The 18548-nt window shown below is 48.3% G+C and carries 10 protein-coding genes; all 10 read right to left on the bottom strand.

Annotation, left to right across the window (positions count from 1 at the left end; all coding sequences use genetic code 11):
* Positions 1 to 208: 208 nt before the first annotated feature.
* Positions 209 to 1492, bottom strand: a complete 1284-nt coding sequence (locus tag ACG2F4_RS18160; protein WP_395262333.1) for an FG-GAP repeat domain-containing protein — start codon at positions 1490 to 1492, stop codon at positions 209 to 211.
* A 26-nt stretch (positions 1493 to 1518) separates the two neighbouring features.
* Positions 1519 to 4404: a PVC-type heme-binding CxxCH protein gene (locus ACG2F4_RS18155; protein ID WP_395262332.1), complete on the bottom strand. Its 2886-nt coding sequence runs from the start codon at positions 4402 to 4404 to the stop codon at positions 1519 to 1521.
* A 609-nt stretch (positions 4405 to 5013) separates the two neighbouring features.
* Positions 5014 to 5673: a DUF1080 domain-containing protein gene (locus ACG2F4_RS18150; protein WP_395262331.1), complete on the bottom strand. Its 660-nt coding sequence runs from the start codon at positions 5671 to 5673 to the stop codon at positions 5014 to 5016.
* Positions 5674 to 5785: 112 nt separating this feature from the next.
* Entirely contained in the window at positions 5786 to 8875 is a 3090-nt protein-coding gene (locus tag ACG2F4_RS18145; RefSeq protein ID WP_395262330.1) for a c-type cytochrome, read from the bottom strand.
* Positions 8876 to 9035: 160 nt separating this feature from the next.
* On the bottom strand, positions 9036 to 10619 hold the full coding sequence (locus tag ACG2F4_RS18140; protein WP_395262329.1) for an MFS transporter: 1584 nt from the start codon (positions 10617 to 10619) through the stop codon (positions 9036 to 9038).
* Positions 10620 to 10775: 156 nt separating this feature from the next.
* Positions 10776 to 11072, bottom strand: a complete 297-nt coding sequence (locus tag ACG2F4_RS18135; protein ID WP_395262328.1) for a Dabb family protein — start codon at positions 11070 to 11072, stop codon at positions 10776 to 10778.
* Between the two features lie 26 nt (positions 11073 to 11098).
* The gene (locus ACG2F4_RS18130; protein ID WP_395262327.1) at positions 11099 to 12325 is read right to left on the bottom strand and encodes a Tm-1-like ATP-binding domain-containing protein; all 1227 of its coding nucleotides are present in this window, start codon (positions 12323 to 12325) and stop codon (positions 11099 to 11101) included.
* A gap of 301 nt (positions 12326 to 12626) precedes the next feature.
* Complete coding sequence (locus ACG2F4_RS18125) at positions 12627 to 14357, bottom strand: RagB/SusD family nutrient uptake outer membrane protein (RefSeq protein WP_395262326.1); 1731 nt, start codon at positions 14355 to 14357, stop codon at positions 12627 to 12629.
* A 50-nt stretch (positions 14358 to 14407) separates the two neighbouring features.
* Positions 14408 to 17938: a SusC/RagA family TonB-linked outer membrane protein gene (locus tag ACG2F4_RS18120; RefSeq protein WP_395262325.1), complete on the bottom strand. Its 3531-nt coding sequence runs from the start codon at positions 17936 to 17938 to the stop codon at positions 14408 to 14410.
* 508 nt (positions 17939 to 18446) lie between these two features.
* Positions 18447 to 18548, bottom strand: a 102-nt coding sequence (locus ACG2F4_RS18115; protein WP_395262334.1) for a sigma factor-like helix-turn-helix DNA-binding protein, incomplete at its 5' end; no start/stop codon positions are given.

Below are 18548 nucleotides of genomic sequence, written 5' to 3'. Positions count from 1 at the left end.
ATGTTCGCCTGCGGGTGCTTCTGGTAGATCGGGATGAACTCCGCACCGAAACCCAGCCCGATAATCGCTATGTTTACTTGGTTGTCTGGCATAATGATGTAGTGCTAATTTCTTACAGTTATTGTTTAAACTTTTTTAGCTACTCTAAAGCAGGATTCGTTTAGTCAGGAAAGACTCTTAGAAAGACGATAATCGCTGAAAATAATGACTAATCCGCTTGCTCAAGCGGTGTAGGTTTATTGAATTCCCACACCTCGCGGCTAACAGTTCTCGGCTTGTTCAGAAATACATACGTTCCCCTTTTATTACTCACAACAATATCAGGATATCCGTTACCCGTTAAATCTCCTGTATCCACCTCAACACCTGCCCCCGAATTGTAATCAATCAAATACGGTATGTAATGAGCATCTTCGGAACTGCGGTCGAGTTTAAACCAGTAAAGTACAGCGGCATTCTTGTGAAAATCATAGCCATCTGGTCCGTGTGCCCACCAGCGTTTGCCGGTCACCAGATCTTTCACTCCATCGTTGTCCATGTCTGCCAAATCGATGGCATGAATTTCTGCAAACTTGACCCCGTAGCGGTTATCCTCTTTTTTATCGCTCATAATCAGGTTTTGCTCAAATGTAATCTCATCCCCTTCTCGTACCTGCCGATACCAGGCCATTCCCCAACCGTGGGCATTCAGGCTGGTAATTACGTCGTTCAACCCATCCCCGTCCACATCATAGGCATACATCTGGGCGCCCCCGGGACCAGCGAATTCTACGCTGTAGTGCTTCCATTGTTCATCTAACTGATCGAGGCCGGGATTTTTCCACCATCCCTCTTTCTTCATGATATCTTCAAAACCATCGCCATCTATGTCACCGATACCAAAACCGTGGGTAAATTTTCCCCAATCATGTTGTTCGGAAATAGGAGTGAATGACCAGGGCCGTGTGGGATCTTCCGCATTTCGTTTTGCATATCCCAGGTATCCATTCGTATGAAATACCAGCTCCAATTGACCGTCACGGTCAAGATCATAAAATTGAGGGGACTCATTATCCACCTGTGGATGAATCAGGTGACGGGGCCAATATCCATCGTTGTTACCGGGATTTTCATACCAGTACGCGCCCTCACCGGGAAAACCGACTTTAAGGATATCCTTGCGCCCGTCTCCGTTCACATCCTCTATATTCACAATAAAATTATCAGAATATTTATATGGATCGAACTCAACAGGTTCATAAAAAGCATGCCTGGTTTGAAAGTCGGGTCCTTCATACCAGTAGGGACCTGCGGCGACGTCAGGAATTCCATCCTGGTTGAGGTCTCCTATCCCCGCTCCCTCGGCATAAAAGGTGGAAGAGAGCTTAATTTTCTCAAATTCGTGTATCACATAGTCTTTATCCTGACCTTTCAATTGCTGGCACGATACAATTAAAAGAAAGCCGGCCGTAATGATCATTACAGCCAACATACTGATATATATATTCTTCATAGTTTTATCCCCTGAGTATTAGAAAATTACCTGGCCTGTCCAAAAATCAGGTCGAGTTCCTGTCGTGCCTGATCATATTGCCCCGTATTTGGCTTATCTTTCAGATCTTTTTCCACGTTTTCCAGTTTTTCCATCGCCTGGTCCGTACCGACAGCCGCAACCCGTTTAATGGTATAAGGAAGAATTGTCGGCAATTCCGACTCCATTGCCAAGTCAAGCGCGCGATCCATGTTCTTCTCGACAAGGGGCTCTGCGGCAAACCATGCCATCAATGGCAGATTATGATCTCCAGCATCCTCGGAATGGGTGTACAGACCTTCTAAAATCCCCCATCGTTTGGCCGGTTCCATGCGCTGGAGTGCCGACGTAATATACAGTCTGACCAGCGCAGAATTATCATTATAAGCCATATTTTCAAGTTTCTGAATCCCCTTTTCCGGAACATTTTCGTCTTCAGCAAGGAGTTGAATAGCCCAGCTTCTCATATATTCATTTTCATGATCTAGTAGATCGATATAATCCTGGTCCGTAAGGCCATGTGTTACGTGCAGGCTCCAAAGCGCCCGCAGTTTTCGTGTAATATCCGGGTTTTGATTCAGGATTTCCTTAAGTGCATTATGAACCTGTTGGTCCGGGCCGCGTTCCTGTAAAATTCGCTGTGCGTGGCGTACATACCACTCATTGTGATGCAGCTGATATTCGACGAGCTCCAGGCTGGATTTCTCTTTAAGATTGACCTGCACATACTCATCCAGCTCATGACGGATATTGTAAATACGACCCAGCGATTTGTCGTGTACAGCAGGATTGGGGCTGTGACACTGGTTCTTGTCGTACCAGTCAATGGCATAGACTGACCCACCGGGCATATACCGGAAATCAAGCCATTGCGACCAGGAGTCGTGGGTTTTCAGAAAATCCTCGGCATGGGTAGCAGTGTATCCGGAACCTTTTCGCTCAATCTTGTCAGCATTGGTCCGGTAGCCATGTATATTGTTCATAAAGAGCATATTGTCATATTCCTCCGGCCAGTGCTCGGCTCCCTGGTAGAACATGGCTCCTGCATGTGCGTGACCTCCACCCGCAGAACCGGACCTGTGGTTACCGGCATGCGGACCGTTATCTCCCACCCAGTGTACATGGTCGGCAATATGCCCGATATCATCATAAATGTAATCATTAAAGTGTTCTCCGGCTTGCCGCAGGTACCGCCCGCCTTGAATAACATGATAGAGATGGGGAATGACGCAAGCTGTAATAAATGGATGTCCATATTTGTTAAAGTCTATTCCCCACGGATTGCTGGTACCGTATGCGAACACTTCAAATTCGTGCCTGGTGGGATGATAGCGCCAGACCCCGGCATTCAGTTTTAACCGTTCATCTTCGTGCGTGCCCGGCTTCCCTACTTTTGAATGCGTAAAGACGCCATGCGTTCCGTAGAGCCAGCCATCGGGACCCCATCGAAAACTGTTAAGGGTTTCATGGGTATCTTCATACCCCCAGCCATCTAGCAGCACCTTCGGATCACCGGCCGGTTTATTTCCACTTTCATCGATCGGGATGTACAGAAATTCAGGTGCGGCCCCCACCCATACGCCTCCGTGTCCGATTTCAATACCGCTTACCAGGTTGAGTCCTTCAATAAAAACCGTGCGCTTGTCAAGCTTTCCATCGCCGGTCGTATCCTCAAAAATAAGGATACGATCTTCTCCCTCTCCTTCCGGAGCTTTTTCCGGATACGTGTGGGCCTCGGCTACCCACAAGCGCCCGCGATCGTCGATAGTGAAGGCGATCGGCCGAATCACATCAGGTTCAGAAGCCGCCAGTTGCACGGAAAAGCCTTCCGGCAGTTCCATCTCTTTTGCCGCTTCCTCTCCGGAGAGACCCGCATTTTCAATCATGTCGCGCGGCGGAAGAATGACTATATCTTCAGGATTAAGTTCGTCTGGGAAATCGGGGCGGTTGGAGTAAAAACGGAAATCATCAAAACTGATATGTGCCCAAATATTATCGCCGATATACGGTATCTCAGACACTCCGGTTTCGTTATCGATCAGTTTAATGAAGATCTGCTCCCCCATCTGGTCCTGCAAATCGACGACAACCGGCCTGAGCCGCTGGTGATCATTGCCCGTTATCTGAAATATCACCTCGTCGGTTTCAGCATCAATAATCTCAACGCGCGTCTCCTGAAGAGCTCCGCCAGAGACCTTGAATGCGGCATAGGGATGTGTGACCTCAAATGAAGTAGATGTCAACTTACCCGTTTCAGTCGACTTCTTTGTCCCCCCGCTGCTTACATAAAATTGCCCGCTCGGATTGATGTTCATATCCTCTTCATAGACCTCAGTCGAACGATCGGAAGTGGGTTGCCCTTCAAACGCTTCGCCTTCTGCCGTCCAGTCATCCAGGGTCGCATACTCGAAATCGACATTAACCGGCTCGCCGTTTTTTTGCGGCAGAACTCCTTCGGCAACAACCTCGTCAGTAGAGGCTTCAATAATCTGAAACTCCCCCTCCATGCCTGCCTCCCGGTGTCCGGGAATACTGCAGTAGTATGTGTCATTTGACTTCGCAACAAACGTAATACTGGTCTCTGTTCCTTCTTCAATAATCGCTTCACTTTTCACGCCGAGCTCTTCCATGACGATATCGTGGGTAAGCGTCTCACCATTAACAATGGTTATGCGAACCGTCTCCCCCTTTTTAGCCTGGAGCACGGGATTTCTGATACCATCGATCGAACCACCGATTCCGGTATATCCCGTTATTACCGCCTCCAGGGTGTACTCCCGGTCTATCTCCGCAGTATCTGCGGTCTGAACCTGCTCAAATGTATTATTCAACCCATAACTTTGAGATAATAAAACAAACAAAAGCAGTAGTGTTGATATACTGTATCGGGACATTTTGCAAAAAATAGTTTTCGTGGTAGTTCGTATCATACTTCAGAAGTTCAATGTTAATATAAGTACACAAGCTGGCAAGGGGACTCCTTTTCAACGCCAGGTTATTGTTTTGTATAAAGATAGTAAACACACCTCTCTTTAAAACTCCGCGTATGGGAGGAGCCACTCAACCATGATACAATTGAAAAACAGAATACCCTGTAACTTTTTTAGTATAAATTCACAGAATTTTCATCGATTTTTCCCCTCTGTTAACAGGACATCCTCTTATCATCCAAAACCGGAGGAGATACCAGTATAATGTACTGCGCAAATCCAGTCCAAGTGTTAGGTAACATCTTTATAAATATAAAGGGGCCTATTATTCAGTTTTTTGCGTTCCAGGTTGCTAGTGTTATTACCACTAAATTCGTTAAGTAGCCAAACAGTTATTTGGGAGTACTACATCCCCCAAACCCCCCTTCAAAGGGGGAATTCTTGCATATTTTATGCTACTTACTTTACTATACTTTTTAAGTGGTGAGTACACTAGTAGTCCTTACTGCGGTGGAAACTTCGACTATCTTGCTTTATGCCCAATCACGATAGCTTTGAAGAGCGAGACAGGCTCTATTCAAGAGTCGTAAGTTCAAAGTCAGGATCCCGTTCAAGCTCTAAATTTTTGAACTGTATTTCAGATGGGCCAAACGCCTGGTGCAGTTGAAGAGCGATAATCCCCTTTCGTGCGATATACGGGTCGTCCAGATCGACACAGAGATTGCCGTTAACAGCCGTCCTTACTTTACTTCCCACGGCAACCACTTCATACTGGTTCCAGCCGTCCAGATCCGCATGTTGGTCACATTCTTCTTCCCAAAGCCACGCACGCCCCAGCTCCTCGTACAATTTTCCCCAGTATCCCTCCCCGATATCGGCCTGTGGACCGCGGACATGTCCACCGGGCAGGGCGGTACTTCTGAACTGCACGCCACTGTTCCCCTGGCCATCAATTATGCGCACGTCGAGAGTCAGGCGAAAATCCTGTACCTCGGTTGTACTGCGAAGGAACTGATTGTGCTCAATTTCCTGGAACTCACCGACAATCATGCCATCTTCGACCCGCCAATACTCCATATCTCCTTCCCATCCACTCAGGTCTTCTCCGTTGAAAAGAACATCGGTATTATTGGTATTATCGTTAGTATCAAGCTCGTCCGCACTTCTGGTTTCGGTGTCAGAACAGGCAAACACGATTAGAAGTACCGGCAGTAGAACATACAGTGTTTTCATAATCAATGATTTTTATGTTGATTGCATTTTTGGGTGAATAATCGAAGTTAGATCTCGAATTTATTTTGGGTTCCTTTCTTACTATTCCACAGTTACAGGCCGGGAATATCAACTACTCCAGTGTACGGATATAGGAGATCAGGTCGGCGACTTCCTGATCGGTATACCCTTCAATGAGTCCTTCCGGCATAAAGGAACGACCGCTGATAAACCCCTCGCTCTGTATCGATTCTTTTTCAACAAATACCGTCGCTCCTCCCATAAACGCGATGGTGGTCCCCTGTTCGTCCTGCTGAACCAGGTATCCCTCGATGATACTGCCATCCTTTTGGGTTACCCGGTAGACTTCATAACCGGTTTCCACCGCAGCATTCGGATCGATGAGAGCGGTAAACAGTGCTTCGGTGTCGCGGTAGGCGGAACCATCCAGCGCAGGGGCTATATCTTGTCCCCTGCTGCCTACCGAGTGACAGGTCAGGCACGTTTGAAACAGTTTTTCACCATTGCTGATATTTCCCTGTTTTTGTTCGACAATTTTCATATAACGATCCAGCTTTTGCTTAAACGCCTGCCGCTTTTTCTCCTCCTGCTGTTCCACGGCTTGCAGTAGATCTAAACTACGTGAATCTGACGGATTTCCATTGCTGATTCGCTCGGCGGTCGGCAGATCAAAGGCCTCCGTATCGATTCGGCCCCGCTCATACAGCCCCAGCAACAGGCTCGCTCCCTGGTCTGACGTGGAAAGTACAGATGTTAGTTCCTGCTTTTGACCGGTTCCCAGTTCGGAAATCCACGACTGTACCGCTTGAGAACCAACCTCGGCATCGGCTTTTACCATATTGTGCAGGGCATTGACCCGCGTATCAAAGTCGAGGGTTTCATTATTAAATATTTGTGTAAAAACGGCTTTATTTTCTTTGGGCTGATTTTCCAGCGCTGCGAGAGCAAGGTTCAGGGTTTCATCCGAGCTCTGGGTGTTGATTAGCGGTTCAATATCCCCGGAAAAGCCCTGCATACCGAAGCGACCGATGGCGTCCAGCGCCAGGTTGATCTCCGATTCATTCCCGCTTTGCAAGAGCTTTTGTACCGGAACTCTGAGCAGGCGAACCAGCTCCGGGGATTGAACGCGGGACTGGTTTTGCACGGCAAAATTCGTATATGTTTCTGCCTGATCCGGGTTATGAATAACCGGTGCAACCATATCAGCTATCTGCTTGTTATCCAGCATCTTTGTAATATTTATAAAAGTCGGTTCATTGAGCGTTTTCATATCAACCTGCGGCCACAACTCCAAAAATGCGGTTTCCCGTGGCTCTTCCGGCAGCGCCTGGCTTGCCCACAACAAGTTGCGTGGCTGCACGTCGCCGGCAGAAACAGAATCGAGGTAAGCTTGCAGCTCGCCAGGATACTGCTCCAGTGCCTTGCGAGCCAGGTATCGTTCAAAGGTTCGCTCGTATGAACCTCCCATTTCATTACCCGGTATGTCAGGCTTGCAGGCCTGCACGAGAATCCCGATCGTTGCCTGGTTGGCCGCATTGATGTTCGCCAGCGTGCGCAGTACCTGGGAGCGGACCATCGCGTTTTTGTCCTCAACGAGCCCGTTTAGCTGGGGGGCTACCTGCGCCGGGCCTAAAGAAAAGCTAGCCAGTGATCGCACGGCTTCGCGACGTAGATTGCCTGATGATGATTCCAGCAGGGAGGAAATAAGTTCCCCGTCATAATGATGAATCCCCTCCAGCGACCAAAGAGCGTGGATACGGGTAACCTCATCCCGGGATTGATCCGCGGCCAGGGCTACCAAATCATCGGCCAGCCGCGTGGTTTCTCCTCGGGGCCGGTCACTGATCTGATGCCAGGCCGCACGTTTTTCCCAGAGGTACGGCGATTTGAGGTGACCAACTAAATCTGCAGTCTTGACCTCATACAGGTTCGGGACTTCCCGTGGCTGCTGACTTTCGTGACACACGCGCCATATACGACCATGCGATTTATCCCGGTCCGGATGCGTGGTGGGAAGTTCGTTGTGAGAAATAATCTTGTTATACCAGTCGGCGATATACAGGCAACCATCCGGACCAAATTCCATATTAACCGGACGAAAAAACTCATCTTCCGAAGTCAAAAAATCCGGCAGGTGCTCGGCCGTAACGCTTCCATCAGGATTTCGGACAATTCTCACGGCATTGATGGTACTGGTAATGGGATTGGCCAGCAACGCCACATTATTCCACTTTTTGGGGAAGGAAACGCCTGAAGCATCATCGGCAAATGCCAGTCCCGAAATGCCGGTTCCTCCCACCCGAAACTCGTGCAGAGGCGGCATAAACGGCTGATATGGCCGCAAGCGATCATTCCCCAGGCCAGGGAATCCTGTTCCCGGCTCCATAGGGACAACCGAGTAACCCAAATCATTCGCTTCAGTCGCATACCACTGCCCGTTGTGGCGGAGCTGAAAGCCCCAGATATTATTCAGGCCCGAGCTAACCAATTTAATCTGTTTCCCATCCAGTGAAAATCGAACAATTTTACTATAGTCAATATCCAGCTGAACGTCACTTTTCACTGCCGAAACCTTTCCCTTGTTCAATCCTCCCTGGCTGAAGTGAATCCAGCCGCCGGGTCCCCTGACCAGCGTATGTGACATCGTGTGGGAGTCCGTAAAACCAAAACCGGTAAAGAGTGGATCACGCTCATCCGCCCTCCCGTCATTGTCGTTATCTTCAAGAAAAAACAGTTCCGAACCCTGGGCTACGTATGCCCCGTTTTTATAAGGAAGAATGCTTTGCGGGATAGCCAGCCCTGAAGCCCATTCCGCAACATCCGCCGTGCCCTCATTATTGAGATTGGAGAGGACCAAAATTTTATCCTCTCCCCTTATTTCCCCCTGGTAAAGATCCTGTATCCGTTTAAAACGTGGATCATTTTTTTGAGCTTCCGGGTTTTCAATCAGTTCTTGCAGTTCATTCCACTGAATATCCTTCACCGGATCCAGCGGGTACATGCGCGCTGTCTGTGTCCAAAGCCGGCCGGCATCATCAAACGTCAGATCAATGGGATTGACAACACCCTCCTCTTCACTTGCCACCAATTCAACTTTAAACCCATCGGGAACAGAAAAGCCTTCCAGTTCCTGTTGTGGAGTAAAATTGACATCACGCGAAGAGTGCGTCTTTTGCGCAACCGTTGTGAATGGCAAGCTCATGCTCAAAACCAAAAATAAAGAAGCAAGATATTTCATCATTTCATTATTAAATAAATTCAACACTGTTTAATGAGTACCTGCGATCCCAAAGTAATAGCCCATCCAGCTAAACCCAGGAGTACAAGCGGGCTATAAAAATCCGGTTAAACCGATATGATTTTTAGACTTCCTGTGGCTCCCGTTTTTCCAGGCGTTCTACCTGATACCCGCCTCTGCGCTGATCCTTTACGTACCACACGATGAAGACGATGCCTGCTATAAAAGGGATCGGGGCCACCCATCGAAAAGCCATCCTTCCGCCGTAGTTATCGGCCGGGCGCAGCACCGCCGAGGCCTGCGAAACAAGCTCTTGCTCCCGGGGCATCCCGGAATCGATCAGCGCCCGCAGGGCATTGCCGGTGGTATTGCCTTCAAATGCTCCGTGTTCATGGTAGTATGCCAGGGCCTGACGGGTTTGCCTCAACACGTTACTGACGTCGGCTTCCCGGTACCCGAGGTCAGCCAGGGCCTCGGGGTCGCCGGCCGCCTGCTCGGCTTGTTGACGATAGGCGGGAAACCGCTCCTCCACCTCCTGCAGGATACGGACGGTCTGCTGCTCATCGAGGGCTTCCGGCAGGTAACTGTCGGCAATTTCACCCATAATGGCATTGGACCCGCCGCCACCAATGAATCCCATGCCAATCAGCAACACGATGCCCAGCGAGCCGGCCTTCGGAAACCGCTCGCTCATCAGCCCGATCATGTTGGGTACAAAAAAAGCGATGCCGATCGCAAAAAGAGCCCCGGCAATCATCAATTGCGCGATCCCGGTCTCCACAAAACTAAACATCAGCAGTCCCACAAAAGTCAAAAAGGAGGCCCCCACCAGCATGCCGGTCGGAGAAAATTTCTCAACAAACGGTCCGGCGAACATCCGGAGGACAAACATCAACCCACTGATCCACACCAGCACCAACATCCCGTGCAGCCCGGCTGCCTGCAGCACGTCGGGGATCCAGCGCATCGGTCCCATCTCCATGGCCAGGGTAAACATCATCAGCAGGATCAGTCCCAACACGTAAGGGTTGGAAAATGTATAGGAGAACATCTCCTTCACTGGAATGCCTGCACGAGCAGTCTCGGTCTGCGGAAACCTGCGTGGGAACAGCAGCCACCCGTAGATCAAAATCGGGATATAGACTAGGGCCATCTGGGACGTCCAGTGGCCGACATTGACAAGACCGATATCTCCAATTTGAGACATTCCCCATCCCATCAGTCCGCCCAGCACTAACCCGCCGGTGTAAAACCCATGAAAATGATTTAGTTTCGTTGTTTTATTGTCAGGATACAAGGCCGCCGTCAGCGGATTGCCGGCTACCTCGATCATCCCGTTGCCAAAGCCCATTCCTATGGCCCCGGCAAACAGAATCCAGAAGGCCGAGGGGTCGCCGGCAAAAAAATAGGCCACCAAAAAAAGAGTCACCCCTGACAGATGACCGATGAAGGCGCCCTTGGTAGCATTTTTTAACCCGATCTTTTCCAGAAACGGCCCGATCGCCAGCAGTGAAACCGACATGCCCCACAAGGCCGCCCCGCCAATATATCCCACATCGGCATTGGTCAATATAAATTCAGTCTTTAGCTGATTCAAAATATTACTTACCAATATAAACGAAAAGGCCGTCGGCACCAGTGCAAGACAGATGCCCGTAAATAGTTTCTTCCGTTCTATACCGTTTAATTCAGATTTTTCAGTACTCATATAAAATCGATTTTAGATCAAACGTACTTGTCCAATTAACATTTCTGGTTTTAATACTGCTTATTTTGATCAGCCAAAGCAGATCCAGGAAGTATTCTTCCCGGCAGTTTTGTGTATGCCGCTTTTTTAGAATTCAAGGTAAAATCCCGACTGCTCTCATACCTCAAAATCGAACACCACCACCCGTTCCAATCGCGGCACAACGATATCCGCAACTCGTTCGTGCTCAGGGTGAGGCAGGTACTCGTCCCTGCTCTCCGGGCTGTCAAACGTCATGATAAACCCGTGGGTAAACCCATCATTGAGCCCTTCGGGACTATCATACGGACCGTATTCCATCTTTTGGAGCCCGGGAATTTTTCCGACCATTCCCATCATTTCGGTGAAACATTCCTCGATTTGTTCGTCCGTTATTTCCGTTTTAAACTCAAACATGCCGTAGTGCCTTACCATGATCTAGCTATTTGTTAATATTATATTTATAAACCGGTATTTGTATTTTTCTTGTGGCTTCTGATATTTTCCAGGAGTTTCTCGGCACACGCCCGTGCAAACCCTGGGCTATTTATCTCTTCATCAAACTCCTGGACCTCTACCTCTGCTTTGTCACGAATACTCTCAAACAGCGCTTTATCGGCTTCCGGATCGTAAAAAGGCTGACCCTTGCCGTTTATTTCACTCAGGGCCCGGCGGGGAACCATGATCGTAATCTTCCCCCCATGCCGGTTGGCTTTTCCCGCCAGTATTGCACCGAGCTCTCTGCATTCTTCAGGAGTGGTCCGCATAAGGGTTACCTGTGGATTGTGAATGTAGAAGGTGCGATCAGAAAATTTGGATGGAACTGAATCCTTTTCCCCGAAATTGATCATGTCAAGACAACCGGGGGCTACAACTGCAGGAATCGCCCTGTCGGCGGCCGCATTCATCCGATCGGGACCCGCACTGAGAATTCCGCCCACCAGCTCATCGGCCAATTCGGTGGTTGTTATGTCCAGGACGCCATCCACCATCCCACTTTCGATAAGCGATTCCATTGCACGTCCACCTGTGCCGGTAGCTGCAAATACCAGCACCTCGTAACCGGCATCTTCAAGCACCTTTCTGGCTTCGGAAATACATTTGGTTGTGTTTCCAAACATACTGGCCACAATCAGCGGACGTGAAGCGCTGTCTTTAACATCTGTTTCAACCATTCCACAAATGGCCCCGGCCGCCCGGGAAAATATCAGCCGGGACAATCGGTTTAGGCCGGACACATCCGCAATACTGGGGATCATAACGATATCCTTGGTTCCCAGGTAACCGGAGGTATCCCCTGCTGCCAGGGTTGAGACTATCACCTTCGGAAAGCCAATGGGGAGTGCCCGCATGGCCGCTGTTGCGATGGCCGTACCGCCGCCGCCACCCAGGGAGATAATGCCGTCAATCTTCCTTTCGGATGCCAACTCGGAGATAAGCTTTGGCGCTGCCATGCTCATTGCAGAGACACATTCGCCCCTGTCTTGTCGATCGAGTAAGGGGGCCAAATCCACTTCACCTGCCGCGGCTACTTCTTCCCGGGTGATATCAGGGACAACGGTCGGCTCCCCGCCAGTTCCTGCGTCAATCAACAGTGTGTTATGTCCGCGGGAATGTATGATATCTGCAAGAAAGGCGTGCTCCTCACCCTTGGTATCAAGGGTTCCCAAAACTGCAATTGTGGCCATTCTATAAAATTTTTAATAGCTGGAATTCTTCTACAATGTTTGGCTACTGCTAATCCGGGTTATACACCAGATAATTTGGTTGTGGCCGGGGGAATTTGAATCATTTATGTTTTATTAAAAATACACCTGTCTTATAAACCGGTATACATTACGGTAATAGTATTGATCACCAGCTGTTTTAAATTTTGCTTCATAATCAAGGTGTAAGGAATACCCGTGGGGGGGTATCCCCACACTTAATCTTAAATGTATATGTACTGTTTTATTAGCTACAGTAAATCATTACTTACTACCTACCCTACTACCATCCGGTATTTTGCTCGTAAGTACCTTCACTAAAATCGATCTGCTGTTGAGGTATCGGGAGATACTCATCCCTTCCTTCAGTGAACTGGGCTGTCTGCAAAATAGGTACCCGCTCTTTTTCTACATCAAAGTAGTTATTCAACGTTTCGGCTGCGATACCCCATCGAACCAGGTCAAAGAAGCGAACCCCTTCCATTGCAAATTCCAGGCGCCGCTCCCACTGCAGCGCTTTCATTGCATTTTCCTGTGTCCAGTTGATATTGACACCATCCACATAGGGTTCAATGTTGTAGTTGGATACGTAATCTCCATTTTCATACCTGAGCCGATCGCGGGAATTGTTGGCCCGCTCGCGTATATCGTTGATAATCGGCAGTGCCTCATCCTGTCTGCCTAGCTGAATTAATGCCTCCGCTTTCCACAGCAGTACATCTGCATATCGTATGATCGTATTATTTTTTGTACTGGTAGGATAGGCATATCCTTTGGGTACAGCCAGGCAGGGACAGTCTAGCTGCTGAATCTCTTTCATTGTTGAAAAGGGTCCATATACCTGAGGGGCCCGGGTATAGGAGGAATCATAGATCACATCAGATTGATATTTAAATATATGCTTGGGCACATGCACGGTATGATCCAACCGGGGATCAAATGTATTTTCATGAAAGTCTGCTGAATCAACCATAACCTCATCATTGAATGAGTCGAACATCGGTATTCCATCAGCGTTAGTCCGGAACGAATTGACCAGGTTGAAGCTGGGGAGATGAAACCAGCAGCAGCCAAATTCCGGGTTCATGGTCCAATTAAGTGCATTCGCCATATCAATACGTCCAATGGGTGTGCCATCATCCTTCGATCGCTGTATGGAAAACAGGATCTCCTCTCCATTTTCCCACTCCCACAAAAAGTTTTGGGCAATGTCATCAAACAAAGAATATTGACCAGAGTTGATAACCTCGTTTGTCAGGTCAACTACTTCCTGAAGCCGGTCTTGGTTGATGTTTGTTACCTGGTGCTGCTCATCTTTTTCGTAGGCCTGGTACAGGCGCAGTTTTGCCAGGTATGCCTGGGCAACCGGTTTATTGGGTCTGCCAACATCCTCCTGGGTCTGGGGCAGATTATCCACGGCAAACTGGAAGTCCTCCGCTATCTTATCCCACAACTCCTGGCTGGTGTATTCAACGTTTGATACAAATTTCAGGCTGTCAGAAGGGATATCTTCATGGATATACGGTACCCGTTTAAACATGCGTTTGAGCAGAAAATGACCATGAGCGCGGATAAAGTGCATTTCAGCCAAGCGTTCAGTTTTATTCGGATAGCTTCCCTCATCTATCCCCTTTACAGCATTCATGGCCTCATTTGCCCGTTGTATCATACGGTAGATATTAAACCATACCCCGTCTGCCTTACTTTGATCGGGCCTGATTGTTGAAAATATTTCATAATTGTGATACCCGCTTTGATCCGCAGGCCCCGCTCCTCCTTTGTACGAATTATCAGAACGGACGCTGCCCCAGGGCCAGTTATTGGTAAATGGAGCAACCCAGTGATCATTTGCCATACCTGCGTATGCGGCATTGACAAGTCCTTCAACGCTTTCCGGTCCCTGCAGATCAGCTTCACTCACCACCCCTTTGGGCTGGTAGCTTGTAAAATCCTCGCACGATATCCCAAAAGCGAATACTAATAAAATTGCCAGAATAATATTTAAACCCTTCATAATGCTATATTTTTTTGGTGTTACAGATAAAGTAAATCTATTCATGATGCTTAAAACGAGAGGTCAAGCCCCACCGTCAGCTGGAGCGGTATAGGGAATCCCAAACCCGGATCTTCCGGGTCTGGCCCGACAAACGCATCATCTCCGCTGGTATCTTTTAACGTCCAGATATTTTGTCCGGTAAGGAAGAGTCTTGCATTGCTTAGCCCCAAAATGCTGGGAGGGGTGTAGCCAAGGGTAATTTGTCTTAGTTTCAAATATGATCCATTTCGGACCCAATATGTTGAATAACGTCCGCCGCCACCGGCACCGCCCCCCTCATCGTTATTGTCAACTCCCGTAGGAGCAGGTACGTTAGTGTCCCTTCGATTAGGTTTCCAACCTTTGTATAACAATTCTTTTCCGAAGTTGGACCCATTCCAAAATGAGGAGAAGTGCTGATAAACCAGCTGGCTGTTGTTGACATCTCGTCCCAGTACACCCTGAAAAAACACGCGCAAGTCAAAACCTTTGTAAGATCCCTGCAAATTCAGCCCGAACTCATAATCAGGGGCATCCACACCAATATATTGTTGATCCAGCGAGGTAATTTGACCGTCACCATTCAGATCTCTGAATTTCAACCGGCCGGGGGCTGCACCACTTTGGTCAGCATGTTGATCTACCTCTTCCTGGCTGTCAAAAAGGCCGTCATTGACGTAGCCAAAGAATGAGTTTACGGACTCGCCCAGAATATTCTTCTCCGAGTTTCCGGGATAAGAGTCAACAACCTCAGGAGGCAAATCCGTTATTTCATCACTATAATGCCCCACATTTCCTGCGACAGAATAGTTAAAAGACCCTGACTGACCCCGGTAATTCAGTTCAAGCTCCAGACCGCTTGTTCGCATGGAAGCACCATTTTCCCACCGGGATCCTCCTTCACCACGGGTGGCTATATAGGCAGGCTGGATAAGAATGTCAGAGGTATTTCTAACGAAATAGTCGAATGATCCGGTCAGTCTGTCATCAAACAGTCCAAAATCAACTCCTATATTTCGTTCTTCAGACTCTTCCCATCTCAGACTTTGATTCCCTGTTTGGGTCCGAACAAAACCAGAAGGGAGTAATCCTGTATCATTACCCTCGATATCATAGGCCGTTGCCTGGGGGGTTCCGTTAAAGGCGATGGCCTCATCTCCATAAAAGGCTTCATACTCGGTAAAACGGGCATTGTTCGCAATTTCCTGGTTCCCGGTAATACCATAAGAAGCCCTGATTTTGAAATTAGATAAAAAGGAAAGGTTCTCAGCTACAAAGGGCTCTTCTGTCAGTCTCCATCCAACCGATGCGGCTGGAAATGTACCAAATCTATTTTCACGGCCAAACCTTGATGAGCCGTCGCGTCGTATCGTGACAGATGCAAGATATTTGCTACGGAAGGAGTAATCGAACTTCCCAAAAAATGAAAGCAGGGAATAGCCCGTATTGTATCCACTTACATTTGACGACCCAGTCCCGGCATTTTCGATAAAGTAGTCAAGAGTTTCTAACGCGAAATCATCTTGAGTGATGCTGTTTTGTGAAAACGTATTCCTGAAGGCTTCCGTACCAACCAAAAAAGTGGTTTCATGCTGTTCAAAATCGAGCTGGTATTCTGCCGTAGCATTGAAGTTCCAGTTTACATCTGTTCCCTTTGTTCTGTTCAGGGAATTTATATCACGGGACAGAAATCCTGTTTGATAGGTTCGCTGAATATCCCGGAATTCATTTGCCCCGTAATCAAGTCCCAACCTGGTATTCAGTGAAAGCCGGTCCTCCAGCAGGTTTAAGCGAGCGTAAATATCTCCAAAAAGATTTAGGTTTTGATCCCTGTCCCACTTGTTATGATCCAGTAGCCGAACCGGGTTTTGCCGGTCATCAAAGCCGGCGCCGGGTGGTCCTGCATATCCCCCGTCGGTCGTCTTGACCGGCAAAATGGGCATTGCAATTTGTGCCAGTCCCACGACACTTCCCTGAAACCCGTTAAACGCATCTTGCGTGATGGAAAAATTCTCTCCAACGCGCAGGTCGCCATCAAGGAAATCCTGGTGAGAATTTATTCTGGCCGTTATTTTCTCATAGTCTTGAAATTTCAGGATGTAATCGTTTGTCAAATACCTGAGCGAAAGTCGCACAGAAGAGGATTCGGTACCCGTTGACATTGAAAGCTGGTGTTCCATCACATTGCCCGTCTCCGATATTGCATCGAACCAGTCGGTATCGGAAGATGGCATTCCCGGGCCAATTTCCTCGGGCCACGAGACATCGTAAAGCACTGCGTCTCCCCACCGGTCTAATCCCTCTGCATCGGGCCCGGCGTTGGCGTCATAGTCATAACTATATATTGCAGTCGGGGGTGGAGTACCGTCATTCATTGCGGCCAACCACAATATCCGAGCCTGTTCTTCGGTATTTGCCATATTCAGGCCGGTTGTATATCGGGAATTAGTATACTTGCCGCTGTAATCTACCTGGAAAGATCCCTGATCGGCTTTTTTTGTAGTTATCAGTATTACCCCATTCGATGCCCGGGCCCCGTAAATTGACGAAGCGGCGGCATCTTTCAACACGCGCATTGATTCAATGTCATCCGGATTTAACTGCTGTGGTGCATAGGATTTAGTGGGAACTCCATCAATCACATAGAGAGGATCATTATTATTGAGTGTACTCACTCCACGTATCCTGACGGTAGCCCCGCCACTGGGGTCACCACTTGTTTCAACATACACACCAGCGGTTTGCCCCTGTAGTGCTTTAACCGGATCAGTCGTTTGCGCATCCTCCAATTCCGACATATCCACACTCGCACCTGCTCCTGTCACGGTTGCTTCTTCCTGGATTTGATAGCCACTCACAACAATTTCCTGACCAGAGATAGCTTGTGGCTGCATCGCAACCGCAAGGGCTGTCTGTCCATTAATCGGTACTTCGCGCGTCTGGTAACCGATAAAGGAGAATATCAATGTATCCTGCAACGACGGGACACTTAACTCAAAATCTCCTTCCACATCAGTTGAGGTACCCGTGCTGGTCCCTTTTACAAGTATGTTCACCCCCGGCATTGATTCTCCGGTAGTGGCATCCGTTACCTGTCCGCTGACGGTCTCCAGTTTTTTGTAATCTATATTTCTGCTCTCCTCTCTACTCATAATAACAAGGTGCTGATTGGGAGAAACCGCGAACCGCAGCCCGGTTCCCTCCAGCACACGCCAGAGAACATTGTTTACCGTCAATTGATCTACCTTGATTGTCAGCTTGTTATCAACAGGCACAATACTCGTACTGTATGACAATTTAAGACCGGCCTTTTCAGCGACTGTCAGCAGAGCTTCTTCCAATGTTGACTTTTTAAGATCTACCGAAATAATCTTGTTAAGAACGGAAGCCGCCTTAACATTTTTCTCAATATGCATGTCACCATTCTGCTCCTCAGCACTGGCCATCTGCCTGCTATCCTGTGATGACGCCGGTAATGCAATCAATACCATTACCAAACCTAATGAGAGCACCCTCGCGATCGATGCTGTCAAGTTGTTGTATCCATCCCAATTCATCATTAATCCTCTATTTAGTTAATATTACTACTGGCTTGTCTTGCTAACTGCCATTTAATCATCCCCAATTGATATCCGGGCTTCCCGTCCAGTTCCCCCGCTCATCCCCCCGGAAAACCATTCGGCCCCCGGGAGGCGGCAGGGGTCAGGGAGGGGATCTCAAGGGAACCTCAATACCCGGTGGAGCATAGTATCTTTACCGATAATGAAACCGCAGGTTTTCTTAACATCCCTTCAGCTGGTTGGACTATACCCAGAATCCCGTTTCATTCAATTATTTCCACACTTATTCCCGCCTCTACCCTTGTATACAATTAAAAAGCCAGCTACCCTGTAAGAGGTTTTTAATTTTTAAGGTTTTTGATCTACACACGGTACTATTCAGGTGATCAGGATTGAAGTGGGACATGAATAATAGAGAAGTGCCAAACGGAGTTTTCAGGAAGGAATATTGCTGCAACAGGAACCAACCTGTATTTCCCAGGTAACTGTAAAAAAATGAAACTACCAATTAAGATAGGGCTTCCCGCAGGAGTTTGAGGGCCCGGCTCATCTGCGATTCGACCGTCTTCGGGGAGATATCCAGCAGCCCGGCAATCTCGCGGTAGGTCAA

Source organism: Halalkalibaculum sp. DA3122 (genome assembly GCF_043951865.1).
GTDB lineage: Bacteria > Bacteroidota > Rhodothermia > Balneolales > Balneolaceae > JAMQKA01.
The sequence above is the reverse complement of the archived record's forward strand: the minus strand, read 5'-3'. Positions and strand labels throughout refer to the sequence as shown.

Bases quoted from the DNA above. Each gene is read 5' to 3' on its own strand.
- ACG2F4_RS18160 (WP_395262333.1), bottom strand. From the start codon at position 1,492: ATGAAGAATATATATATCAGTATGTTGGCTGTAATGATCATTACGGCC.
- ACG2F4_RS18155 (WP_395262332.1), bottom strand. From the start codon at position 4,404: ATGTCCCGATACAGTATATCAACACTACTGCTTTTGTTTGTTTTATTA.
- ACG2F4_RS18150 (WP_395262331.1), bottom strand. From the start codon at position 5,673: ATGAAAACACTGTATGTTCTACTGCCGGTACTTCTAATCGTGTTTGCC.
- ACG2F4_RS18145 (WP_395262330.1), bottom strand. From the start codon at position 8,875: ATGAGCTTGCCATTCACAACGGTTGCGCAAAAGACGCACTCTTCGCGT.
- ACG2F4_RS18140 (WP_395262329.1), bottom strand. From the start codon at position 10,619: ATGAGTACTGAAAAATCTGAATTAAACGGTATAGAACGGAAGAAACTA.
- ACG2F4_RS18135 (WP_395262328.1), bottom strand. From the start codon at position 11,072: ATGGTAAGGCACTACGGCATGTTTGAGTTTAAAACGGAAATAACGGAC.
- ACG2F4_RS18130 (WP_395262327.1), bottom strand. From the start codon at position 12,325: ATGGCCACAATTGCAGTTTTGGGAACCCTTGATACCAAGGGTGAGGAG.
- ACG2F4_RS18125 (WP_395262326.1), bottom strand. From the start codon at position 14,357: ATGAAGGGTTTAAATATTATTCTGGCAATTTTATTAGTATTCGCTTTT.
- ACG2F4_RS18120 (WP_395262325.1), bottom strand. From the start codon at position 17,938: ATGATGAATTGGGATGGATACAACAACTTGACAGCATCGATCGCGAGG.